Annotated in this window: 21 protein-coding genes, 2 tRNA genes and 2 rRNA genes (1 of these 25 cut by a window edge); 13 read left to right on the forward strand and 12 right to left on the reverse strand. The window is 32.1% G+C overall.

All coding sequences use genetic code 11. The annotated features are described in order from the left end of the window. Window positions 1-7: 7 nt before the first annotated feature. Window positions 8-640, reverse strand: a complete 633-nt coding sequence (locus tag ACQ629_RS10525) for an AbiU2 domain-containing protein (protein WP_483704787.1) — start codon at window positions 638-640, stop codon at window positions 8-10. A gap of 125 nt (window positions 641-765) precedes the next feature. Next, entirely contained in the window at window positions 766-897 is a 132-nt protein-coding gene (locus tag ACQ629_RS10530) for a hypothetical protein (RefSeq protein ID WP_483704788.1), read from the reverse strand. 1,069 nt (window positions 898-1,966) lie between these two features. Here ACQ629_RS10530 and ACQ629_RS10535 point away from each other — a divergent pair. From ACQ629_RS10535 to ACQ629_RS10570, 8 genes are all read left to right on the forward strand, one after another. Further along, on the forward strand, window positions 1,967-2,158 hold the full coding sequence (locus tag ACQ629_RS10535) for an HTH domain-containing protein (protein WP_483707204.1): 192 nt from the start codon (window positions 1,967-1,969) through the stop codon (window positions 2,156-2,158). Window positions 2,159-2,310: 152 nt separating this feature from the next. Then, window positions 2,311-2,496 carry a hypothetical protein gene (locus ACQ629_RS10540; protein WP_483704789.1) on the forward strand — a complete coding sequence of 62 codons (186 nt, stop codon included), beginning with the start codon at window positions 2,311-2,313 and terminating at the stop codon, window positions 2,494-2,496. 107 nt (window positions 2,497-2,603) lie between these two features. After that, window positions 2,604-3,644, forward strand: coding sequence for a grasp-with-spasm system ATP-grasp peptide maturase (gene gwsG, locus ACQ629_RS10545; protein WP_483704790.1), 1,041 nt, complete (start codon window positions 2,604-2,606; stop codon window positions 3,642-3,644). Between the two features lie 173 nt (window positions 3,645-3,817). Further along, window positions 3,818-4,816, forward strand: coding sequence for a hypothetical protein (locus ACQ629_RS10550; protein ID WP_483704791.1), 999 nt, complete (start codon window positions 3,818-3,820; stop codon window positions 4,814-4,816). Window positions 4,817-4,908: 92 nt separating this feature from the next. Then, a complete protein-coding gene (locus ACQ629_RS10555; protein ID WP_483707206.1) occupies window positions 4,909-7,098 on the forward strand; it encodes a peptidase domain-containing ABC transporter in 2,190 nt (729 codons plus the stop codon). Beyond that, the gene (locus ACQ629_RS10560; protein WP_483704792.1) at window positions 7,099-8,397 is read left to right on the forward strand and encodes an HlyD family secretion protein; all 1,299 of its coding nucleotides are present in this window, start codon (window positions 7,099-7,101) and stop codon (window positions 8,395-8,397) included. It begins immediately after the preceding gene. Window positions 8,398-8,619: 222 nt separating this feature from the next. Further along, the gene (locus ACQ629_RS10565) at window positions 8,620-8,739 is read left to right on the forward strand and encodes a transposase (RefSeq protein ID WP_483707208.1); all 120 of its coding nucleotides are present in this window, start codon (window positions 8,620-8,622) and stop codon (window positions 8,737-8,739) included. A gap of 240 nt (window positions 8,740-8,979) precedes the next feature. Then, the gene (locus tag ACQ629_RS10570; protein WP_483707210.1) at window positions 8,980-9,219 is read left to right on the forward strand and encodes a transposase; all 240 of its coding nucleotides are present in this window, start codon (window positions 8,980-8,982) and stop codon (window positions 9,217-9,219) included. A gap of 701 nt (window positions 9,220-9,920) precedes the next feature. Here ACQ629_RS10570 and obgE read toward each other — a convergent pair. From obgE to secDF, 3 genes are all read right to left on the reverse strand, one after another. Continuing rightward, window positions 9,921-10,910 (reverse strand): GTPase ObgE, encoded by a 990-nt coding sequence (obgE, locus tag ACQ629_RS10575; RefSeq protein WP_483704793.1) that lies wholly within the window; start codon window positions 10,908-10,910, stop codon window positions 9,921-9,923. A gap of 126 nt (window positions 10,911-11,036) precedes the next feature. Further along, window positions 11,037-12,155, reverse strand: a complete 1,119-nt coding sequence (locus ACQ629_RS10580; RefSeq protein ID WP_483704794.1) for an adenylate kinase — start codon at window positions 12,153-12,155, stop codon at window positions 11,037-11,039. Between the two features lie 87 nt (window positions 12,156-12,242). Then, window positions 12,243-15,221: a protein translocase subunit SecDF gene (secDF, locus tag ACQ629_RS10585; protein WP_483704795.1), complete on the reverse strand. Its 2,979-nt coding sequence runs from the start codon at window positions 15,219-15,221 to the stop codon at window positions 12,243-12,245. Between the two features lie 207 nt (window positions 15,222-15,428). Between secDF and ACQ629_RS10590 the strand changes: the two genes are divergently transcribed. Beyond that, on the forward strand, window positions 15,429-17,105 hold the full coding sequence (locus ACQ629_RS10590; RefSeq protein ID WP_483704796.1) for a formate--tetrahydrofolate ligase: 1,677 nt from the start codon (window positions 15,429-15,431) through the stop codon (window positions 17,103-17,105). Window positions 17,106-17,192: 87 nt separating this feature from the next. Here ACQ629_RS10590 and ACQ629_RS10595 read toward each other — a convergent pair whose 3' ends face one another. The 7 genes from ACQ629_RS10595 to thrS all read right to left on the reverse strand — a co-directional run bounded on the left by ACQ629_RS10595 (window position 17,193) and on the right by thrS (window position 22,127). Continuing rightward, on the reverse strand, window positions 17,193-17,534 hold the full coding sequence (locus ACQ629_RS10595; RefSeq protein ID WP_483704797.1) for a DUF4238 domain-containing protein: 342 nt from the start codon (window positions 17,532-17,534) through the stop codon (window positions 17,193-17,195). Between the two features lie 22 nt (window positions 17,535-17,556). Continuing rightward, the gene (locus ACQ629_RS10600; protein WP_483704798.1) at window positions 17,557-18,075 is read right to left on the reverse strand and encodes a DUF4238 domain-containing protein; all 519 of its coding nucleotides are present in this window, start codon (window positions 18,073-18,075) and stop codon (window positions 17,557-17,559) included. Between the two features lie 124 nt (window positions 18,076-18,199). Continuing rightward, window positions 18,200-18,799, reverse strand: a complete 600-nt coding sequence (locus ACQ629_RS10605; RefSeq protein ID WP_483704799.1) for a hypothetical protein — start codon at window positions 18,797-18,799, stop codon at window positions 18,200-18,202. Between the two features lie 93 nt (window positions 18,800-18,892). Continuing rightward, window positions 18,893-19,237 carry a 50S ribosomal protein L20 gene (gene rplT, locus ACQ629_RS10610; RefSeq protein ID WP_483704800.1) on the reverse strand — a complete coding sequence of 115 codons (345 nt, stop codon included), beginning with the start codon at window positions 19,235-19,237 and terminating at the stop codon, window positions 18,893-18,895. A 106-nt stretch (window positions 19,238-19,343) separates the two neighbouring features. Beyond that, on the reverse strand, window positions 19,344-19,541 hold the full coding sequence (rpmI, locus tag ACQ629_RS10615; protein WP_028887164.1) for a 50S ribosomal protein L35: 198 nt from the start codon (window positions 19,539-19,541) through the stop codon (window positions 19,344-19,346). A gap of 47 nt (window positions 19,542-19,588) precedes the next feature. Further along, window positions 19,589-20,107 carry a translation initiation factor IF-3 gene (gene infC, locus ACQ629_RS10620; RefSeq protein WP_483707211.1) on the reverse strand — a complete coding sequence of 173 codons (519 nt, stop codon included), beginning with the start codon at window positions 20,105-20,107 and terminating at the stop codon, window positions 19,589-19,591. A gap of 73 nt (window positions 20,108-20,180) precedes the next feature. Next, the gene (gene thrS, locus ACQ629_RS10625) at window positions 20,181-22,127 is read right to left on the reverse strand and encodes a threonine--tRNA ligase (protein ID WP_483704801.1); all 1,947 of its coding nucleotides are present in this window, start codon (window positions 22,125-22,127) and stop codon (window positions 20,181-20,183) included. An 860-nt stretch (window positions 22,128-22,987) separates the two neighbouring features. On the opposite strand from thrS, the gene ACQ629_RS10630 reads away from it, so the two are divergent. The 4 genes from ACQ629_RS10630 to ACQ629_RS10645 form a co-directional block, all read left to right on the forward strand. Beyond that, window positions 22,988-24,505: ribosomal RNA gene (locus ACQ629_RS10630) — 16S ribosomal RNA — on the forward strand. 81 nt (window positions 24,506-24,586) lie between these two features. Beyond that, window positions 24,587-24,660, forward strand: a tRNA-Ile gene (locus tag ACQ629_RS10635). Between the two features lie 87 nt (window positions 24,661-24,747). Next, window positions 24,748-24,821, forward strand: a tRNA-Ala gene (locus tag ACQ629_RS10640). A 222-nt stretch (window positions 24,822-25,043) separates the two neighbouring features. Further along, window positions 25,044-25,178, forward strand: a 23S ribosomal RNA gene (locus tag ACQ629_RS10645); it runs 2,749 nt beyond the window's last position. The 16S and 23S rRNA genes sit together here with 2 tRNA genes alongside, the layout of an rRNA operon.

Raw genomic sequence — 25,178 nt, forward strand, 5'->3', positions numbered from 1 at the left:
GAAATCGTTAGGTATTTTTATTATAAAAGTCTTTGTAATAAGCTAAGCCTTCAATGATTCTTTTCACTTCCCAAGGTAATGTTTTTTCAAATTTAACTTCAATGTGGTGCAAATTTTTATATATCTCATCATAACATTTTGCAGCTAATATTACTAATAATTCTAATTCACTCCAATATACGTCTTCAAGTGCCTTTTTTGGTTGATTATGGGCATATACCTCGTCCCTTAAGTCTACCACTTTAGTTATAGTTACTTCTGATTTTTGTATTTCTTTTTCTAAAAAATTAATAGACTTTATAATATCTTGTTTGTGTTTATATCCATTGTTAGAGTTCAAGTTCTTTAAAAGTAGATTGTTTAAATCTGTATCATACCCTTCGTTTTTCAGTTTATTTAAAAGTTTGTTTATGTTCGTTTTTTGATTTTTACTCTTCCCAAAAAATTTAGAAAGTTGAATAATAGTTATAAACTTTAATTGATAAGTATAGTGCTTAAAAAAGCTGAGTTCTTTAATAGATTCTATAGTTTTAGTGCCTTCTTCTTTAATTAAATATTTAGAGTTATTAATTGAGATGTTTAAATCAATAATTATAAATTTTAGTTCTTTCAACCAATTATTTAATTCTTGTAGTTTCATTTATTAGCTCGTGAAAAATCGTTTAGGATATGGATAGCCAAGTTATCGAAAACCAGCTATAGGACCAAAACAAAAAAGCAACCTCATTTGAGGTTGCTTTTTATAAAGTTATTTTATAGAAAATATTAATTCAATACATCCCATAATTTATCTTTCAATTCTTGTAATCCTAATTGGGCTACAGACGAAATAAATAAGGTATCGATACCTTCTGGTAAATCTTGTTTAATTTCTTTTTCGGCATAATTGTTATTCATTCTACAACTTCAAAGGGTGTTATTGTTTCTTCAATGAAAGAAACTTATTTTAAAAATGAGTTTGTAAAAGCAAAACGAGTGTTGTAAGAAGTTTTTTTAATTCCTTTCAAATTTTATTTCTATTTTTTTAGCCTCAACTTGAGGCTTCCAAAAAAGTAAAGAACTAAGAATTGTTCTATTTAAAATTAGATTATTTTCATTATCAAATTTAATAGAGAATTTACCATTTATAATAACTAGAGAAAATATTTTTTTTCTGAAATTATATTAAACTCTCAAAGAAGTTGCTTTTGGCTTAATAATTTCACCATTTTTTAAACGCTTTAGCCGAAAATTAAAGTTAACAAGTGTTTGTTAAGGGACATGGTTTACAGAAGTTAAAGATTAGGGTTTCTAACCTTATATCGAACTCATGTTAAATTAACAATATTTGTTGTGTTAAGGTCTTGAATACACCAGGTGTATAATCGCAATTACGGCGGATTCTACTATGTCCGAGTACACTCGGAATTGCTAAAGTTTTTTAAAAACAGAATATATATATATATTTGACCATAATTGATATTTATATGTTGACGCTATGTATTATATAAATATAAATTAAAAAGAAAAAGAAAAAGAAAAAGAAAAAGAAAAAGAAAAAGAAAAATTATTATGAGTATAATCACGTAGACGATTCCAGTCATAATTGAATGGAGTATGTCTCTTACATCACCGCACGCAGAGGCTCACTGCGATTACCAAATAGTATACTGGTTTTTCTTTATGGCTTCTGACATAGGTTGGTGTCATCTGTGTTGTTCTTTTCTAAATTTTATAAGTCTGAAGATATAAAACATTTTATAAAACCCATCATAGACCTTGAAAATCAAAACAAGTTATGCATGATAGATGTATTAATTCTATTTTAAAAGAAAACATGAGTCATTTATTATAAATAATTTAAAATCAAAAACAGTAACCCGCTGAGAATATATTAAAATAGCTATTGAAAAAAAATATTAATTAAAAAAAATCAAAGGAATTGGAATTTCTAAAAAAAATACAAGTTATAGAGAGAGTAGATAAATTGATTATACGAAAATCAACAGGTACAGCAGATGATTTATCGAACCGTTTATGCATTTCTAGACGAAGTGTATATAATATTCTCGAATTAATGAGAAGCATGGGCGCACCTATAGAATATTGCCAAATAAGAAGAACATATTATTACTCGTATCAATGTGATTTCGTACTTGGATTTGTTAAGAGCAAGTAATTATAAGTTAACAAAGGTATAATTTCTCCCTGAATGCAAAATATTTGCACTAATACACTTTAAATTAGCGTTGTTATGATAAGCTGCAGATTATCATAAGAGGGAATACTCTTCACCCTTTAAAAGAAGAGTTAATTTATAAATTATTTAAAATGTTAAAATTAGAAGACTTCAAAATTAAAGAAATTGAGACTTTAGGTACAATCACAGGTGGTCAAGAAGATCGTGCAAACTGGCCTAAACCTAAACGTCAATGTGCTGAAATGACCCATGAGTATGTGAATTTTTTAGGCTGGATCATTGAATCTGGTTCACATGGTGATATACATGACGATTAAGACATCCCTCAATAAGTATTGAGTAAGAGTCAAATTTACAATTAATTACCTCTATTAGTAAATTATTATTTGAAAGTAGGGGTAATTTTATTTTAAAATAAAAATCAATGGAAAAACATTTAATTGTAACTCAAGATAGAGATGGATCTTCAGATGAAGTTTGTAGCTGGTTTTATAGATATGGTGTGCATTTTAAAAGATTAAATCTTGATTCATATAAAATAATAGATCGTAATAACGATCTATATTCAGACTATTTTAATTTCGATAGTATTGACATAAGTATTCCCGGTAAAAAAAAAGTTAACGATGAAAACTTTACGGAAAAATATACTTCGATTTGGTATAGAAGACCAAGAGCTGATCTTGAAAACATGGTAATAGACCAGAATGAGTCAGGTCTCTCTAGGTTTCTTCTCGATAAAATAAGATCAAATCAAAAATCGGAATTAAAAGAACTTTACAGCTACATTTTCAATTCTTCTATACAAAGTTCGGTCATATTAGGAAATAGATTAAAAACTAGAGTGAACAAATTAGAAATTCTATCTCTAGCAAACAGATTAGGCATTTGCATTCCTAGGACCAAAGTAGTTTCTAAAAAGAGTCAAATATTAGAATTTCAAAAAGAGGTTAATAATTCCCTAATAACTAAATCGATTTTTGAGCCAATATTAGCTATGGACGATGACTTAAAACAAAGATACATATCTTACACGAATGAATTGACTGACTCTATACTAGAGAAAATACCAAATTATTTCTCTCCGAGTTTGGTGCAAGAAAAGATAGAAAAAGATTTTGAAATCAGAACTTTTGTTATGGGAGAAAACTACTACAGCATGGCTATATTCTCGCAGAATAACGAAAAAACCGCTGTAGATTTCAGAAGATACGATCGAAAAAAACCAAATAGAAATATTCCTTTTACTTTACCTGAAGAATTGACTATTAAAATAAAAGAACTGTTAAAAATCATAGGGTTTAATACTGGGTCAATTGATATTATTAAAAGTAAAAATGGAAAATACTATTTTTTAGAAATCAACTCAGTCGGACAATTTGGAATGGTTAGCAAGCCTTGTAATTATAATATAGAGTATCACATATATAAATATTTAACCAGAGATGAAGAACAAACTTCTTAATTCGGACATTTCACTTGAAAAGTTATCCCTTAACAATATTTTAATTGATTCATTTGAATATTCAGATGAGAATAACACTAGTAAGCTTTTTTTAGGTCGAAATTCATTGATAAATACTAATCAATATCATGTCAGAGAAAACTATAAATTAAACACAACAGTAATTTTGAATTATGGATAAAAGCAAATTTTTGAGAATTTTTACAGACTGTTATTTAGTTGATGGAGATAATGGCTATTTAATATATGATTTATCAAGGTATAAACTTCTTTCTATCAGTCAAACAGCATACAACGTACTAAAAGAAATTGACGGAAAAAACATTGATTCTATAATCTCAAAATTTGGAAATAATATAATTAAGATAATTGATTATTTCCTCATAGAGGATGTATGTTTTTTAACTGACAGTCCCACAAGTTTTCCTAAAATTAGTGAAGATATTTTTTTTGAGAATGAATGCTATTCAGCTATCTTAGAAATAGGCGCTTCTACTAATTATGATTATATCAAAGTAATAAATGAACTTAATCAATTAGGATGTCAAATATTGATGCTTTCCATTAAATCAGATAGTGATATAACGTCAGAAGAAATTTTAAATATTTTTAATACTACAACAAACTCTTTTTTGAGATGTATTGATGTTGTTATTCCGAGTTCTTTTGAAGACATATTTTCTATGGATTTTTTCAACCAAAACATTAGAATAACCTCTGTAACTTATTTAGGTTCAGGTAAATATTCGACTGAGGAAAATAAAAATTACGTTCAGATAAATAGAATAAAAGATGAAAAGTTAAATTGGACTGAAAAAATTGTTCGTGAAAATTTTACTTTTACTTTGAAAAGTTTTATGGAATCAAAGAAGTATAACACTGCTCTTAATCGTAAAATTTGTATAGATGAATTTGGTTTTATTAGAAATTATATAAATCATCAAGAGCATTTTGGAAATTTATCGGATACTTCTACTTCAATAAGCCAAGTGTTTAGAAGCACTGAATTTCAGAAGAAATGGGAAATTAGTAATGATTTAATTGAAAAATGTAAATCGTGTAAATTCCGCTATTGCTGTTTTTCCAATACAGATCTTCACTATTCCAATGAGAAATGGTATAAAGTAAATTCTTGCCAAGATTTTGAACCTGTAAAAGAAAATGCAAATTGATTTTTATTAATTTCTAACTAGTAAAGTTATAATTAGTCTAATGCAAAAAACAATTAAATACCATAGAATTAAAGATTTGATAGAAAAGAATGATTAAATCATTTCCTCATTACAAACAACCCGATCAGAAAGATTGTGGTTCAACCTGTGTCAAAATAATTGCCGAGTATTATGGAAAAACAATCTCTATACAGTACCTTCGTACGTTAAGCGAAACTACGAGAGTGGGAAGTAGTTTATTGGGTTTAAGTAATGCTTCAGAAAAAATAGGTTTAAGAAGTTTAGGAGTAAAAATTAACACTCAAGATTTATTAGAAGCTCCTTTACCTTGCATTCTTCATTGGAATAATAACCATTATGTGGTTCTCTATAAAATAAGAAAGAATTCCTTTTATATTTCTGACCCAGCCCATGGTTTACTTAAATACAATAAAGAAGAACTCTTAAAATATTGGATCGGTGATAATGCAACAGAGCAAACAGAAGAGGGTATAGCATTATTATTAGAACCAGCTCCAAAATTCTACAATTCAGATTTTGAAAAGGACAAACAGGAATTTGGTTTTAACTTTTTATCTAAATACCTATTTAAATACAAGCGCTTTTTATGGCAATTAGTTATTGGGTTAATTACAGCGAGTATACTACAACTCATTTTTCCATTTTTAACCCAAAGTATTGTCGATATTGGTATTAAAAACCAAGATATACATTTTATAAACTTAGTTCTATTTGCCCAGTTAGCGCTATTTATTGGTAGAACAGCCATTGAGGTCATAAGAAGTTGGATATTGTTACATCTAAGTACAAGGATTAATATATCCTTGGTTTCAGATTTCTTTATAAAACTAATGAATTTGCCTATCGCGTTTTTTGATACTCGCATGACTGGAGATATTCTACAGCGGATTAATGATCATAAACGCATAGAACGGATTCTAACTACATCGTCATTAAATGTGTTATTTTCAATGGTAAATTTGTTGGTGTTCAGTTTTGTACTAGCATATTATAACTTATTGCTGTTTTGGATATTCTTAACAGGTAGCTTTCTATACTTTTTATGGGTTATTATTTTCCTTAAAAAGCGACGAGATTTAGACTATAAACTTTTTTCTGTAGTGAGCCAAGAACAGAGTAAAGTGATTGAGCTTATTAATGGCATGCAAGAAATAAAATTGCACAATGCAGAAAAGCGAAAGCGTTGGTCTTGGGAATTTATACAAGCGCGTTTGTTTAAAGTCTCTATTGAAACTTTGGCTTTAGAACAATACCAAAGTGTAGGGTCAAATTTTATTAATGAGGTAAAGAATATTTTAATTACTGTACTATCTGCAAAATTGGTTATTGATGGTGATATAACTTTAGGTATGATGTTATCCATTAGCTATATCGTTGGGCAGTTAAACTCGCCAATAGCACAACTCATTAGCTTTATAAGAGAAGTCCAAGATGCTAAAATCTCATTAGAACGTTTATCCGAGATTCACAATAAAGAAGATGAAGAGCAACAAGATATTGAGAAAATTACAGATATTACCTTGAATGTCGATTTAGAATTATCTAAAGTGTCATTTCGGTATATTGGGTCAAATCAAATGGTATTACAGGATTTGGATTTAATCATTCCTGCAAAAAAAGTAACTGCAATAGTTGGAGTCAGTGGAAGCGGTAAAACTACATTAATGAAATTGCTCTTAAAGTTCTATGACCCTAATAGTGGTCAAATAAAAATTGGCAATCACGATTTACAAAATGTATCACAACAAACATGGAGGCATCAATGTGGGGTAGTAATGCAAGAGGGCTATATTTTTAATGATACCATTGCTAATAATATTGCAGTTGGTGAAGATTATGTGGACAAAAAAAAACTCGCACATGCGGTTGATGTTGCCAACATAAAAGAGTTTATAGAATCTTTACCACTTTCCTATAATACAAAAATAGGTATGGAAGGTGTTGGTGTTAGTACAGGGCAGAAACAACGTTTATTGATTGCAAGAGCAGTATACAAAAATCCAAATTTTTTGTTTTTTGATGAAGCTACAAGTGCATTAGATGCCAATAATGAAAAAGTGATTATGGAAAAACTCAATACTTTTTTTGAAAATAAAACGGTTGTTGTTATTGCTCATAGATTAAGCACCGTAAAAAAGGCCCATCAAATAGTAGTTTTAGATAAAGGCAAAATTGTAGAAATAGGCAATCATCAAGAACTCGTTAGTCAAAAAGGAAATTATTATAATTTAGTTAAAAATCAGTTGGAATTAGGAAAATAGATGACAAATAATAATTTAGATCATATCGAGCTTCGTAGTGAAGAAGTACAAAAAATACTAACTAAGGTGCCACATTGGATGATACGTTGGGGTAACGCGTTGTTTTTAGCTATAGTTCTTATGCTTTTGCTTATTTCTTGGTTTGTAAAATACCCCGATATAATTATTTCACAAGCGATAATCACTACTCAAATACCACCACAAAAAGAATATGCCCAGACCGCAGGTAATTTTGATGCTATTCTAGTTGAAGAGAATCAAGAGGTAAATAAAAATCAAGTATTAGCTATATTAGAAAATACAGCGAATTATAAAGATGTTTATAAACTCAAATCTGTAATTGATACGATAACTGTAAATAGTAAATTGTTTAGTTTTCCAACAGATAGCTTACCTATTTTATTTTTAGGCAATATTGAATCGCAATTCGCACTATTTGAAAACAGTTACATTAAGTATAAATTAAATAAAGATTTACAGCCCTTTTCCAATGAAGCCATAGCGAACCGTTATTCTATATTTGAACTTAACAGACGTTTGCAAAATTTAAAATCACAACGCAACATCAATAAAACCGAATTAGATTTTATAAAGAAGGATTTAAACCGACAAAAAATATTGTTTGAAAAAGGTGTCATTTCTCCACGGGATTATGAAAAAAAACAATTGCAATATGCCCAAGCGAAACGAAACTACAAAAGCTTTGAAGCCTCTATATCACAAATTCTAGAAGCGATAAGTACTGCTCGTATGACCTCTAAAGGTACAGAAATAAATCGTATTAGAGAAGAAATGACATTCCTTAAAGATGTCATTCATTCTTTTAATCAACTCAAAAAAGCCATTAAAGACTGGGAACGTAGTTATGTACTCAAATCAAACATAAATGGCAATGTTTCGTTTTTAAACTATTGGAACACCAACCAAACCGTAAATCAAGGCGATTTGGTGTTTACCATTATTCCAAGTAAAAATTCGTCCTTTGTTGCTAAGTTAAAAACACCTGCTCAAAATTCAGGTAAAATAAGAATTGGTCAAAAGGTAAACATCAAACTAGAAAATTATCCAGACACAGAATTTGGCATACTGAATGGAAACGTTAAAAATATATCATTAATTCCAGATAAGGAAGGTTTATATTTTATTGATGTTAAATTACCTAAAAAGCTTATCACCTCTTACAAAAAGGAAATAGACTTCAAACAAGAAATGCGGGGTACGGCAGAAATTATTACCGAAGATTTAAGGCTTATTGAGCGTTTCTTTTATCAGTTTAGGCAAGTTTTAAATAGAACTTAATAAAATAATGAGAGCGTTGCAAGGAGTTGTATATTTTTTGAATATTTCGGATCTTTCTTTTATAGAATTAATTAAGCACTCCACCTTAGCAGATAGTATATACGTTAACGAAAAATAAAAAGCACTTTTTTCACAGAAATCAACACACTATTAAATTGAAATCCAATCATAAAAGTTTTAAATATACACTATACAAAAGGTAATATAGCTACAGGAAAACCTATTTATAACGGTTTATTACTTTTCAAAATGAGTTTACTTCAAAATTGTTATGGTTTAAGTGATTATGAAGTAGAAAACCGAGTTAATGATAGTATTTCTTTTAGTTGTTTTGCGAATTAAATATAGATAAAATAGCTCCAGACCCCACACAGTACTTTATCCCGTTTTCGTAGTATGTTGACCACAAAGGTTTACTAACATTTATTCAAATAAATCAACAGACAGATAGAAGCTCATTAAATTATTGTCAAAACAGGAGCTATTATAGATGCGAGTACTATAGATACCTCATTAGACCCTTAATGAAAAACTAGTTATAAAGTAACAGAACACAGAAAAGATCTAAAATAAATTGATGTTATTAAAGAGTATGCAGCTAGTGTAGATAAAGAAGAAGGGGGTAAATATCGCTTTGGTTATAAAAAAGACCATGTTACAGATAATGAAGGTTTAGTTTTAGGCATCTTAACCATAAAAGCAAGTGCTAATGAAATAGCTAATCTTGAACAAGTATTGGATACTGCTGATTTTCCTGAAAACATTCCTTTGAAAGCAGATAAAGACTACCAATCAAAGAAAAAAGAAGTCCTATTAAAATAGAGAAATTAAAGAATCGTATCCTAAAAAAAGCATATAAGAATGAGCCTTTAAAAGAATCAGAGAAGAGATTTAACAAACTAATTGGAAAAGTAAGATTTAATCAGTAGAACATATTTCTGGAGGGATTAAAAGATGGTTTTCTCGTAGTACTGCAAGATATAGAGGAATCAAAAAGATGCATATTCATAATATTATGGAAGCGATGTGTTATAGTTTGTATCGAAGTCCTAGGATAATTACGTCTAATTCTAAAAAAAACAAAGAAAAATGAACCTTAAAACAGCGTTACCTAACTCTTAAATCAACTTAAAAACTAGAAACCACTAAATCGTAATCGAAAACCTCTTTTTTGAAATTTAAATTAAAATAATTTTGGCTTTTGCAACGCTCTCATATGGAGCTATCTTACAATTCCATTAAACTTTGTTGGGCTGCAAAAGAAATGAATATTGTTTATATACTACAATAAGGTAGGTCAGTCTTATTCAATCTCTTCTTGTAGTTCATCATCCGATATATTTAACTTAGAAATACACGTATAACATTCTATTAAGTTTGATCATTTACCTCTTGTTTTTCATTGATACAACTTTCTCATGCATTGTCAACATGTAGTAGAGAAAAGGAAAAGAAAGTTAATCATTAAATAAAAAGCAACCTCATTTGAGGTTGCTTTTTATAATATTATTTTATAGAAATTATTAATTCAACACATCCCATAATTTATCTTTCAATTCTTGTAAACCTAATTGGGCTACAGACGAGATAAATAAGGTGTCAATACCTTCTGGTAAGTCTTGTTTAATTTCTTCTTTTAGTTCTTCGTCTAACATATCTGATTTAGAAATGGCTAACAAACGATCTTTATCTAACAATTCAGGATTGTGCTTACGTAATTCGTTTAATAGAATTTCATATTCCTTCTTAATATCGTCACTATCTGCAGGAATTAAAAATAATAAAGCAGAGTTACGCTCGATATGACGTAAAAAATAATGACCTAATCCTTTTCCTTCAGCAGCACCTTCAATAATACCAGGGATATCTGCCATCACAAAACTCTTATGATTACGATGTTCTACAATACCTAAGTTAGGCTTTAAAGTAGTAAAAGCATAATCAGCAATTTTTGGTTTTGCAGCTGTTAATACAGAGAGTAAAGTAGATTTACCTGCATTAGGGAAACCAACTAAACCAACATCAGCTAACAATTTAAGCTCTATACGAAACCATCCATCTACACCGTCAATACCTGGTTGGGCATAACGTGGTGCTTGATTGGTTGGCGATTTAAAGTGCCAGTTACCAAGACCACCTTTACCACCTTGTAATAACGTGATTTCTTGTTCGTGATGCGAAACTTCATATAAAATTTCATCGGTATCTGCATCACGAATAATTGTTCCTAGTGGTACAGGTACAATAATGTCTTTTGCATCGTGGCCAGTACTACGACTTGCACTTCCGTCTCCTCCTGGTTCAGCTCTAAAATGACGTTTAAACTTTAAATGGAAAAGTGTCCACATACTTTTATCGCCACGTAAAATTACGTGACCTCCACGACCACCGTCACCTCCATCGGGTCCACCTTTAGTAATAAATTTCTCACGATGTAAGTGTACTGATCCTCGACCTCCTTTACCAGAAGATGCGTAGATTTTTATATAGTCAACAAAATTTCCTTCAGTCATTGTTTCTAAGTTGTTTTCTGTTTTTATTTAAAACAGCACTAAGTTAATTAACGTCATTACGAGAAATGCTAATTTCGAAATAATCTGTTTAGAGATTCCTTCATTTCATTCGGAATGGCGTTTGTCTTATAATGTATCAAATACGTCTGATAAGCGTTGTGTAATCTCATCTATAGATCCTACACCGTTTACCCCGTAATAATTACCTTGTTCTTGGTAATAGTCTTTTAAAATAGCTGTTTTGGTATTGTATTCGTTAAAACGATTTCTAATTTTACTTTCATCAGTATCATCAGTTCTTCCACTTGTTTTACCTCTTTCCAATAAACGGTCAACTAATAAATCTTCAGAAACCTCTAAAGCAACCATTCCGTTAATTCGTTCGTTCTTTTCTCCTAAAAATGCATCTAAAGCTTCTGCTTGCGATTCTGTTCTAGGAAAGCCATCAAAAATAAAGCCATTTGCATCTGCATTTCTGTCTACTTCGGCTTTTAACATACTAATAGTAACTTCATCAGGTACTAAATTACCATCATCCATATACGTTTTAGCAAGTAAACCTAATTTTGTTTTATTTTTGATGTTGAAACGGAAAACATCACCAGTAGAAATATGAACTAAATTATATTTTTCTTTTAATAAATCTGCTTGTGTTCCTTTTCCGGCACCTGGAGGGCCAAATAATACGATGTTTTTCATTTTAGGTTGTGTTGTTAATTGGTAAATAGCAGGCAAATTTCTACCGTAACCTTTGTAATCTAAACCGTAACCTACAATAAATTTATCTTCAATACTTTTTCCGATATAATTTATAGGCAACTCTTTTCGGTATACATCTGGCTTGTAAAAAAGTGTTACTATTTTTAATTCTTTTATGTTTTTTGTTTTGAAGATTTCGTAAATCTCCTGTAATGTAGTACCAGTATCAATAATATCTTCTAATATAATAACTGTACGATTAGTTAGATCTTCATTAATACCGATTAGTTTTTTTACATCGTCTGTTGAAGTTGTTCCTTCATACGAAGCTAATTTTACAAAACTAATTTCACAATCGCCTTTATATGCACGTAAAAAATCGGCAGTAAAAACAAAGCATCCGTTTAAAATACCAATAAATAAAGGGACTTCATTTTTGGGTAAATCTGCTCTTACTTGTTGTGCTAATTTTTTAGCAATCGTTGAGATTTCATTTGAAGAAATGAATTCTTTAAAGTATAAATCGTGGAGTTTTGTAATTTTCATCAGACTGCAAAGATAGTTGCTTGATTGTAAATGAAAAAACCGTTTTGAATATTATTCAAAACGGTTTTTGTAATCTATATAAGAATGTTACTCTTTGTCTTCTTTTTTAGAAGCATCAAACATAATTGGCGTTGCTACGAATAATGATGAATACGTACCTACAACTACACCTACGATTAATGCGAACATAAATCCTTTAATAGAATCTCCTCCGAAGAAAAAGATTGCTAACATTACTAATAATGTAGTTAAAGAGGTATTTATTGTTCTTCCTAAAGTACTGCTTAAAGCTTTGTCTACTAAACCAGCAGTAAATGTTTTGCTTTCGCCTGCATATTCTCTAATTCTATCGAAAATTACTACGGTATCATTTAATGAGTATCCAACAACTGTTAAAATAGCTGCGATAAATGATTGTCCGATTTCCATATCAAAAGGCATGAATTTGTAACAGATAGAAAATACTCCTAATACCACTAATACATCGTGAAATACTGCTGCTACTGCACCAATAGAGTAAGACATTTTTCTAAAACGTAATAAGATATATAAGAATACTACAAGTAATGAACCGATTACCGCCCATAATGCAGATTTTTTAATATCATCAGCAATGGTTGGCTCTACTTTCATGTAGCTCATAATTCCGCTACCAGCTTTTTCAAATCCAGGTTTAAATTCTTCGTAAGAAGTAGTACCTAAATAAGATTTTAATCCGGTGAATAAAGCATTCTGAACTTGTTCATCAACTTCAGTACCTTCTTCATCAATTTTAAAAGCTGTAGTTATTTTTAACTGATTGTCAGAACCGTAAGTTTTAACTTCAGGAGCAGCTTCAAAAGCACCTTGTAAAGACGAAGCAACTTCAGTAGCGTTCATTGGCTGATCGAAACGAACAACATAAGAACGACCTCCTTTAAAATCTACTCCTTGCTTTAATCCTAAAGTAAAGATAGAAACTAAACCAGTAAGAATAAAGAATCCAGAAATGATGTAAGCTAACTTACGTTTCTTTAAGAATTCGATATTGATATTGTTAAACCAGTTTTTAGAAATATTTGTATTAAAAGTTAAGTTTGCTTTTTTATTTACTGATCCGTCTATTAATAAACGAGTAATAAAAATTGCAGTAAATAATGAAGTTGCAATACCTAACATTAAAGTATAAGCAAAACCTTTAATTGGTCCTGTACCAAATATAAATAAGATAAGACCTGTTAAGAAAGTTGTAATGTTTGCATCGATAATTGCAGATAAAGCTCCTTTAAAACTAAATCCTTCGCTAACTGCTGTATCTAAACTTTTGCCACCTCTTAAGGCTTCTTTAATTCTTTCGAAAATAATTACGTTTGCATCTACCGACATACCTATGGTTAAGATAATACCAGCAATACCAGGTAATGTTAATACCGCATTATATGAAACTAACCATCCGAAGATAAATAAGATGTTTACTAATAAAGCAATGTTTGCATATAAACCAGCTTTACCATAGTATAAAACCATCCAAATTAAGATTAATAAAATAGCTAATCCGAATGACCAGATACTTGCATCAATAGATTCTTGACCTAATGACGGTCCTACAACTTCCATTTGAATAATTCTTGCAGGAGCAGGTAATTTACCAGCTTTTAATACTGTAGAAATATCTTGCGCTTCTTCAACTGTCATCGTTCCTCCAGAAATCTGAGTGCTTCCTCCAGTAATTGCCCCAGGAACAGATGGTGCAGTATATACATAATCATCTAATACAACAGCTACAAAACGGCCAGTATTATCACCAGTTAATTTAGCCCATTTTTTAGATCCTACACCATTCATAGTCATAGAAACAACAGGTTTACTTAACTCGTCATAATCTTGTTTTGCGTCAGCTATTACATCACCATCAATAGCTGGTTTGTCGTTTCTGTTAGATTTTATGGCATATAAACCAATAATCTCAGAAGTTCCATCAGCACCAGGTTTTGCCTTGTAATCCCATAAAAACTTAACATACTTTAAATTTGCAGGTAATAAAGCTCTTACACTCTTATTAGCAAGTAAACTGTTTACTTTAGCTGTATCTTGTATTCTAGCTTCTGCAACTAAAGAGCTGATTTGTTGTTGGTTTTGAGCTACACGAGGATATAAGTATGTAAATAAGTTTTTTTGATTTTCAACCTTAGTTGAATCTGAAGATGCACCTAATAAATCATCGATATCATCAGTTTTTGTAGAATCTTTAACTTTCTCAGTAGTTGAATCATCTTTTAATAATTCAGCAACCTTTGCATTTGCAGCAAAGAAAAAGTTTTGAACTTCAGCATTGGTATATACTTCCCAAAACTGTAATTCAGCAGTACTTGTAATTAATTTAGTAACACGTTCTATATCTCTAGCTCCTGCTAATTCAATTTGAATTCTACCAGAGTTACCAATACGTTGAATATTTGGTTGTGTTACACCAAATTTATCAATACGGCTACGTAATACTTCAAAAGAAGTGTTGATAGAAGTATTAATTTCTTGTTGAAGAACTTCCTTTACTTCTGCATTCGTTTTATTAAAGTCGATTTTTTCACGTAAAGACTTCGTTCCGAATATTGCAGGATCACTTAATTTAACGGTTCCGTTACTTAATGTTTCGAATTCGCTAAAAAATAAATCTAAGTAATTATCTTGACTTGCTTTCTGAGCTTCGCTAGCCTTTGCTAAAGCACTTCTAAAAACAGTATTATTAGAGTTATTTGCCAAAGCAACTAAAATATCTTTTACAGATACTTGTAAAATTGCATTTATACCACCTTTTAAGTCTAAACCAAGGTTCATTTCACGCTCCTTGATGTCGTTATAAGTGTACTTAGCAACGCCTAAATTTACAACTTCATCGTTTGCTACGCTGTCAAGATATTTCCTCTCAAATCTAGCTAACTCTCTACCGTTGTTATCTTTAACGTTTTCCTTTGCATATACCTTAGCGCTATCTTCTACTTTATTAGCAAAAAATGTAAACGACAGTTGGTACAAGCTTACTAATCCGAAAAGGACAGCAAATAATTTAATAAGACCTTTGTTTTGCATCTATAATAGTTTAATTCGAGTTCTTTTTTAAAACGTGCAAATATAGTATTTCAAAAAAGATTTGCCAATTCTTTTACCATATTTATCTGAATCTACTAAGTTTAGTTATATAAAGCTAATAAATGTCAGTTTTTGTAGGGATTATATTATGTACATTTACTTTTACGTTTTTATATAAATGATTAACTTAAAATTATACAATTCGCTATGGCGCATTTAACAGATATTGAGATAGCTCAAGCAAAAGATTTACAGCATATTAAGTACATCGCTAACAAACTAAATGTAAAAGAAGATGATTTAGAAATGTATGGTAAATACAAAGCTAAATTGCCTTTACATCTTATTGATGAAGACAAAATAAAAGAAAATAATTTAGTTTTGGTTACAGCATTAACACCAACACCTGCAGGAGAAGGTAAAACCACAGTTTCTATCGGATTAACCGAAGGTTTAAATAAAATAGGCAAACAAGCTACTGTAGTTTTAAGAGAGCCATCACTAGGGCCTGTATTCGGAATAAAAGGTGGAGCTGCCGGAGGTGGTTATTCACAAGTAGTGCCAATGGAAGATATTAATCTTCATTTTACGGGTGATTTTAACGCCATTGAAAAAGCAAATAATTTATTAGCGGCTTTAATTGATAATAATTTACAAAGCCAAACAAATAACCTAAATATAGATCCACGTACTATTTTATGGAAACGAGTTATTGATATGAACGATCGTGCACTGCGTCAAATAACTATTGGGTTAGGCGGAACAGGAAACGGGATTCCTCGTGAAGATGGTTTTAACATTACGCCAGCATCCGAAGTAATGGCTATACTTTGTATGGCAATGAATTTTGATGATTTAAAAAAGCGATTGGGAAATATATTTATCGGATTTACTTTTGATAAAAAACCTGTTTTTGCCGCTGATTTAAAAGCTCAAGACGCAATGGCTATTTTACTAAAAGATGCAATAAAACCAAATTTAGTACAGACTTTGGAGGAAAACCCCGCAATTATTCATGGCGGCCCTTTTGCAAACATCGCACAAGGAACCAATACGATTATTGCTACTAAAATGGGATTATCATTATCTAATTACGTAGTTACCGAAGCAGGTTTCGGAGCAGATTTAGGTGCCGAAAAGTTTTTGAATATTAAATCTCAATATGCAGGTTTAAACCCCAAGTGTGTAGTTTTAGTAGCAACGATTAGAGCATTACGCCATCATGGTGGAGCGGCAAAAGAAGAATATAATACACCTAGTTTACAAAAGGTTCAAGACGGATTTAAAAATCTAGAAAAGCATATTGAGAATATTCGTAAATTTAATATCGAACCAGTGGTTGCAATTAACTCATTTATTTCTGATTCTGATAAAGAAGTAAGTTTTGTAATTAGTGCTTGTAAGAAACTAGGTGTTGAAGCTGTAGTTTCAGAAGGCTGGGCAAAAGGAGGAGAAGGAACAAAAAACTTAGCAAAAGCAGTGGTAAATGTTGTTGAAAATAAAGCAACACAATTTAAGCCTTTATATGATTGGAAAAGCCCTGTAAAAGATAAGATTGAAAAGATAGCAAAAGAAATTTACGGTGCCGATGCGGTTACTTATGATAAAAAGGCAGAATTAAATTTAAGAAGAATCGATAGATTAGGGTTTAATGAATTTGCAGTTTGCATGGCAAAAACACAAAAATCCTTTTCTGATGATGATAAACTAATAGGAAGACCAGAAGGTTTTACCATTAATGTTCGTGAAATAGAGATTGCAGCAGGAGCACAATTTGTAATTCCTATTTTAGGAAAAATGATGCGAATGCCAGGCTTACCAGCAACACCAGCTTCAGAACATATGAGTATTGATAGTGATGGAGTAATTTCAGGATTGTCATAAAACAAGCCTCAATTAAAAACAATAAACCCCGAGTTTTTAACTCGTGGTTTGTTAATCCTTTTGTCTCGTGCTAATATATTGTTACGTTCAGTTTATGTATTTAGATAGCTGCTCTTTAGAATTGCTAAAAATAAAGTTGTTTGAGCCCTGATATATTTTTGCATTTAAATACTTAACTCTAGATTCATCAATGCTTATGGATTCAAATGCTGAATTACTAATTTCATAATCTATTTGAATAGAAAGGGCAGGACTTATAGGGTAATAATAGAGTAGGTTATCTACAGATCCATCTTCTTTTTCATCAATTAGATTTATTATTGGCTGATCACTTGTAATAAAATCAATGTCAGATTTATTTATTAAGAGTTTAAAGTTTAATTTTTTCTCGAATACTAATTTATTAGCCATTTGTATTGCGAAAATCATTGAAATTACATTGCTGTATTTATTAGGTAAAGAAGTTTTTTTCAAAACGATTTTTCATCTCTTTTGTTCTGCTATGTTGGATGTACAAGTAAATCATTACTTTTAAAAGCTCTTTTTTGTTTTTTAAAAAGAACAAATCCTTCAACCTTTTAACATTAATTATTTTTTTTCCATAATTTTCAAAGTCTGAGTGAATGTCTTCAATAAAGTTGTTTTTAATAACTTTTAGTTCTTCTTCTTTTACATTAGTGTTACTTCTTTTAATGTCTGAATAGATATTAAAAGCTGAAAGAATACTAATATTAGCTTCTAAAGAATATTCATCTGATATTTGATGTGTAATTCTTATTAAGTCATTTTTTTCTTTTTTAGTAAATTCTTCTGAAGAATAGTAGTAAAGCTCTTGAGCTATTTTTTTTAAATTTGGTTTAGCAACTTTATTATTTTTTTTAAAATAAGTATAAATTAAATCATCTTTCGTTGCCCAGGCTCTTAAATACTCTTTCCAAACATAATGATGTTTTCTTTTTATATCTGTCATTTGTATTACTTTAAAATAGTTTTACAAAATACATGTTTTAATGTAATTTTAGCTAGATGGAAATATAAACAACAAACCCCGAGTTATTTAACTCGGGGTTTGTTGTTTATATCGGACTGAAAAATTAATTCACACCACGTTGTTTGTTAATTTCGTCCTGAAGTTGGCGTCTTAACTTTTGCTCTTTGTTAATAGCGTTTCTTTTATATTGTTCAAGTTCATGTTCAACATCAACTAGTAAGTCTTTTGTCTCTTTAGTAATACTGTGGCTATTATTAAATTTAAAAATAAAGAAAGCTAAGCCAATCAGTAAGCCAATAATAATAGCCCAAAGAATAGTATTGTATGAAGCTTTACTTAAAGGTATTCCTATAAAAGAAATAGCATCTTCTTTTTGGATGGAAACTGATAAATTATTTTTTAAATCAGTAATTTCAGCTTCTAGAATTTTTATATTTTTCTGCTGCTCGTTTATTTTAAACTGTTTTGCAGTTGCATCTTTTTTTATGACAGAAATACTGTCAAGTATGTTTTTTTGAAAACCTACAAAACGAACACGCTTAATCATCTTATAATCTTGCCAGTTATTAGATAGTCGATAAATTTTTGTAAACTGATTTTCTATAGTGTTAGGCAATGAATCTACTTGATTTTTAGATAAACGCCCTTGTGCAGTAATATTTTGCGTTATAATAATAAAAAGTAGAATTCTTAAAGTTTTCATGGATGAGAATTTTATGTAAATATTGAATGTAATAGGTTTAAAAAAACCCAAACGTTTAAGTTTGGGTTTTTAGTATAAGCAAGTATATGAAACTTATTTTACTTTTTCTACAATGGCCTTAAAAGCTTCTGGGTTGTTCATAGCTAAATCGGCTAAAACCTTACGGTTCAATTCGATGTTATTAGCTTTAACTTTCCCCATAAACTGAGAGTAAGACATTCCAAACTGACGAGCTCCAGCGTTAATACGTTGAATCCATAATGAACGGAAGTTTCTCTTATTGTTTTTACGGTCACGATAAGCATATGTCATCGCTTTTTCTACCGCATTCTTTGCTACTGTGTAAACGTTTTTACGTCTTCCAAAGTAACCTTTTGCTGCCTTCAAGATTTTTTTTCTTCTTTTTCTTGAGGCTACTGAATTTACTGATCTTGGCATAATTCAAATGGTTTTTTGTAGTAGGCGATCGAATATCGATGCTTAATTGAGCCTAACTCCATGGTTAATAATTAAATTCCCTGGCTAACAGATTAGTTTTAAAATATTATTTTAAAACTAATTGTTGCTTAATGTTTGCTACATCAGACTTGTGTACTAATGTTGCGTGTCTTAAAGCAAGCTTACGTTTTTTAGACTTCTTTGTTAAGATATGACTTTTAAACGCGTGCTTTCTTTTGATCTTCCCAGAACCAGTTATCTTGAAACGTTTCTTGGCACTAGACTTTGTTTTAATTTTAGGCATCTTTGTTTTTTAGTTTATCTTGCTTATATATTATAAACGATTTTAGTTTACTTACTCTTTTTAGGAGCAAGAAACATAATCATACGTTTTCCTTCTAACTTAGGCATTTGCTCTACCTTACCGTAATCTTCTAATTCTTGAGCTAATTTTAATAATAAAATTTGCCCTTGTTCTTTAAAAACAATCGAACGTCCTTTGAAGAAAACAAATGCTTTCAACTTAGCACCTTCTTGTAAAAACTTAATAGCATGTTTCTTTTTAAACTCATAATCATGCTCATCAGTTTGAGGTCCGAAACGAATCTCTTTTACAATAACTTTAGTTGCTTTTGATTTTAAAGCTTTATCACGTTTTTTCTGTTCGTATAAAAACTTTTTATAATCAATAACTTTACAAACAGGAGGAACAGCTTTAGGTGAAATCTCAACTAAATCTAACTCTTGCTCGCGTGCTATTTCTTTGGCTTTTTCCAAAGCATAAACACCTACTTCGATGTTTTCGCCAACAAGACGAACTTCCTCAACATATTTAATTTTATCATTAATTCTATGTTGATCTTCTTTGATTACTCTGAGCGGCCTACGTCCGCCTCTTCTTCTAATTGCTATGACCTATATATTTAAATTATTATCTATTTTTTTAGTTTCCAAAAGGAACCAATACTTCACTAACTTCTTTTTGTATTAGAGATATAAACTCTTCTATTGTAAATGTTCCTATATCTCCTTCTCCGTGTTTCCTTACAGATACTGTGCCATCTTGTTCTTCCTTCTCACCAACAATTACCATAAAAGGTATTTTGCCTACTTCAGCGTCACGAATCTTCCTTCCAGTTTTTTCACTTCGGTTATCCACGAGGGCGCGAATTTCGGAATTTTCTAACAAAGTTAAAACTTTTTTAGTATATTTTTGATATTTCTCACTGATTGGCAGTATAATAACCTGCTCTGGCGTTAACCAAAGAGGAAAATTACCCCCTGTATGCTCTAATAACACGGCAATAAATCGTTCCATCGACCCAAAAGGTGCGCGGTGAATCATCACAGGACGATGTAATTCGTTGTCACTTCCTTTGTAATTTAAATCAAAACGCTCAGGTAAATTGTAATCAACCTGAATAGTTCCAAGCTGCCAACTTCTACCTAAAGCATCTTTAACCATAAAGTCTAATTTCGGACCGTAAAAGGCAGCTTCCCCTTCTTCAATAACAAAATCTAAACCTTTATCTGTTGCGGCATTTATAATTGCTTGTTCAGCAAGTTCCCATGTTTTAACATCACCTATGTATTTATCAGGATTCGCCATGTCTCTAATAGAAACCTGCGCGGTAAAGTCTTCAAAACCTAAAGATTTAAATACATACAGTACTAAATCAATTACGTCTTTAAATTCTTGATCTAATTGTTCTGGCGTACAAAAAATATGAGCATCATCTTGTGTAAAACCTCTTACACGAGTTAGCCCATGTAATTCTCCACTTTGTTCGTACCTGTATACGGTCCCGAATTCAGCAAAACGCTTTGGTAAATCTTTATAAGAATGTGGTTTAAAGTTGTAAACCTCACAGTGGTGCGGGCAGTTCATAGGCTTTAATAAAAACTCTTCATCCATTTTAGGAGTCTTTATTGGTTGAAAACTGTCAGCTCCATATTTCTCATAATGTCCAGAAGTAACATATAGTTCCTTTTGCCCGATATGTGGAGTCATCACCATTTCATAACCAGCCTTTTTTTGCGCTTTTTTTAAGAAATCTTCTAAACGACCTCTTAAGGCAGCCCCTTTAGGTAACCATAAAGGTAAACCTGCACCTACTTTTTGTGAAAACGTAAAAAGCTCTAACTCTTTACCTAATTTTCTATGATCACGTTTTTTAGCCTCTTCCAATAACTCTAAATACTCAGTAAGCATTTTTTGTTTCGGAAAACTAACTCCGTATATACGTGTTAATTGCTTATTCTTTTCATCACCTCTCCAATAAGCACCAGCAACACTCATCACTTTAATAGCTTTTAGGATTCCAGTATTAGGAACATGCCCACCTCTACATAAATCAGTAAAGTCACTATGGTCACAAAAAGTAATATCTCCGTCAGTTAAATTCTCAATCAATTCAACTTTGTATTGATTTCCTTCTTCTTTATAGTAAGCTAAGGCATCAGCTTTAGAAATAGAACGTAATTTAAACTCATGCTTTCCTCTTGCGAATTCCAAAAACTTCTTTTCAATCGCAGAGAAATCTTTATCAGAAATGGTTCCATCTCCCAAATCAATGTCATAATAGAAACCATTGTCAATAGCAGGTCCAATTGTCAATTTTGCATTTGGGTGAAAAGTTAAAATAGCTTGCGCTAATACGTGCGCAGAAGAATGCCAGAAAGCTTTTTTACCACCTTCGTCATTAAACGTATATAGTATTAAAGAACCATCGCTGGTAAGTGGGGTAGTGGTTTCGATTGTCGTACCATTAAAATTTGCAGAAATAACATTTCTTGCAAACCCTTCACTTATACTTTTAGCAACATCCATTGATGTGCTGTTTGTTTCAAATTCTTTGACGCTTCCGTCTGGCAATGTAATTTTAATCATTATATATAGGTTATGTTTAATTCCCTTACAAGTGAGAATTTTCAAAAGGCAAAGGTATTGTAAAACCATTTTTAATACAATATATATGAGTGCTATTTTTATGGCGTGTCAATTTCTTTGAAATTGTCGGGCTTTCACTGCTCGCTTTTTCACCAAAAAAGGTCAAAAGAGCTCAAACAAAGAGCTTGTATTGAGCGTAGTCGAAATATTCAATCCCTCACGCGAAGAGCATTTAAAGTCAAAGTTAATAATTTACAAGATTAAAACAGGTGTTAAGTAGTTGTATAACAGGGTTGCATAAAATACTTTAAAAAAAGGTTCATAAAGTTAGTTGTTATGTTAGAAAAGGAATCTATATTTGCACCCGCTAAGAGGAAAACGAATGCTTTAGGGCATGAGTGATATACTCTAAAAGTTCTTGAAAATGCTGGTTAAGATAAGTTCAACAAAGTGTAAAAAATAAGTTAATTTTTTCTTGTTTGATACAAATTAAAGGGAGTATCTTTGCAGTCCGATTTAGGGCAAATAGTTCATTAAAATGTTGTAAAAATAAACTCAAAAAAAACTTCAAAAAGTTTTGTCAGTTTTAGAAAAGTTTATAGATTTGCAACCGCTTTAAGAAAGCGATACGATCAGAGAAATTTTGGAATGGTTTTGTAATAAGAATCAGTTAGTTCGAATCTAGCATTTCTACAAAAAGTCTGAGAAGATAATCAAGTTGAAAATACTTGTGAGTGTCGACTCGACACGTTCATTGAAAATATTGAAATTGACAGCGTAAACAAAGAGTAGAATAACCACGTTCTATTAATTTAGAACAAATTCTTTTGAAACTTATTCATTAATATTATTTAAAATATACAATGAAGAGTTTGATCCTGGCTCAGGATGAACGCTAGCGGCAGGCTTAACACATGCAAGTCGAGGGGTAACATTGTGCTTGCACAGATGACGACCGGCGGACGGGTGCGTAACGCGTATAGAATCTGCCTTGTACAGGAGGATAGCCTTTAGAAATGAAGATTAACACTCCATAATGTATAGAAGAGGCATCTCTTTTATATTAAACATTTATGGGTACAAGATGACTATGCGTCCTATTAGCTAGATGGTAAGGTAACGGCTTACCATGGCAACGATAGGTAGGGGGTCTGAGAGGATTATCCCCCACACTGGTACTGAGACACGGACCAGACTCCTACGGGAGGCAGCAGTGAGGAATATTGGTCAATGGAGGCAACTCTGAACCAGCCATGCCGCGTGCAGGATGACTGCCCTATGGGTTGTAAACTGCTTTTATACAGGAAGAAACAGTGGTACGTGTACCACCTTGACGGTACTGTAAGAATAAGGACCGGCTAACTCCGTGCCAGCAGCCGCGGTAATACGGAGGGTCCAAGCGTTATCCGGAATCATTGGGTTTAAAGGGTCCGCAGGCGGTCAATTAAGTCAGAGGTGAAAGCCCATCGCTCAACGATGGAACTGCCTTTGATACTGGTTGACTTGAGTTATACGGAAGTAGATAGAATAAGTAGTGTAGCGGTGAAATGCATAGATATTACTTAGAATACCGATTGCGAAGGCAGTCTACTACGTATATACTGACGCTCATGGACGAAAGCGTGGGGAGCGAACAGGATTAGATACCCTGGTAGTCCACGCCGTAAACGATGGATACTAGTTGTTGGACTTCGGTTCAGTGACTAAGCGAAAGTGATAAGTATCCCACCTGGGGAGTACGGTCGCAAGACTGAAACTCAAAGGAATTGACGGGGGCCCGCACAAGCGGTGGAGCATGTGGTTTAATTCGATGATACGCGAGGAACCTTACCAGGGCTTAAATGTAGATTGACAGGACTAGAGATAGTTTTTCCTTCGGGCAATTTACAAGGTGCTGCATGGTTGTCGTCAGCTCGTGCCGTGAGGTGTCAGGTTAAGTCCTATAACGAGCGCAACCCCTATTGTTAGTTGCTAACAGGTAATGCTGAGGACTCTAGCGAGACTGCCGGTGCAAACCGTGAGGAAGGTGGGGATGACGTCAAATCATCACGGCCCTTACGTCCTGGGCTACACACGTGCTACAATGGTATGGACAATGAGCAGCCACTGGGCGACCAGGAGCGAATCTATAAACCATATCACAGTTCGGATCGGAGTCTGCAACTCGACTCCGTGAAGCTGGAATCGCTAGTAATCGGATATCAGCCATGATCCGGTGAATACGTTCCCGGGCCTTGTACACACCGCCCGTCAAGCCATGGAAGCTGGGGGTGCCTGAAGTTCGTTACCGCAAGGAGCGACCTAGGGTAAAACTGGTAACTAGGGCTAAGTCGTAACAAGGTAGCCGTACCGGAAGGTGCGGCTGGAACACCTCCTTTCTAGAGAAAGATGGTGAGTTACAAAAGGAAATTTTACTCTTTGCTGTTAATTTTAAAAAAACACTAATAATAAGCTATTATAGTCTCGTAGCTCAGCTGGTTAGAGCGCTACACTGATAATGTAGAGGTCGGCAGTTCGAGTCTGCCCGAGACTACTATAAGGCGATTTATTAGAAAGGAAATTCTAGAAATTAGAGGATTCGACATTCAAATCTCTGAATAGTATTCTAGGATTTTATAATGGGGGATTAGCTCAGTTGGCTAGAGCGCTTGCCTTGCACGCAAGAGGTCATCGGTTCGACTCCGATATTCTCCACTAGGCAATGCCTAGGGATAATTAAATTTATTCCAAGAGTATTGCAGAATTTAAGTTGATAAAATACTTATCAATGGCGATTCGCCATGTTCATTGACATATTGGTAAAATGATATCGTAAAGAAATCAAGATAGAGAGTTAGAGTTAAATCTAACAACAATATTTTTTATAATAAATTATAAAGAGCTCGTTCTAAACATTTATGTTTAGAGCAAAAAGTACAATAAGCTAAATAAGGGCGTATGGCGGATGCCTAGGCTTTCAGAGGCGATGAAGGACGCGATAAGCTGCGATAAGTAACGGGGAGAAGCACATATTTTATGATCCGTTAATTTCCGAATGGGGCAACCCGGTAT

This window comes from Tenacibaculum sp. SM2510 (assembly GCF_057002845.1).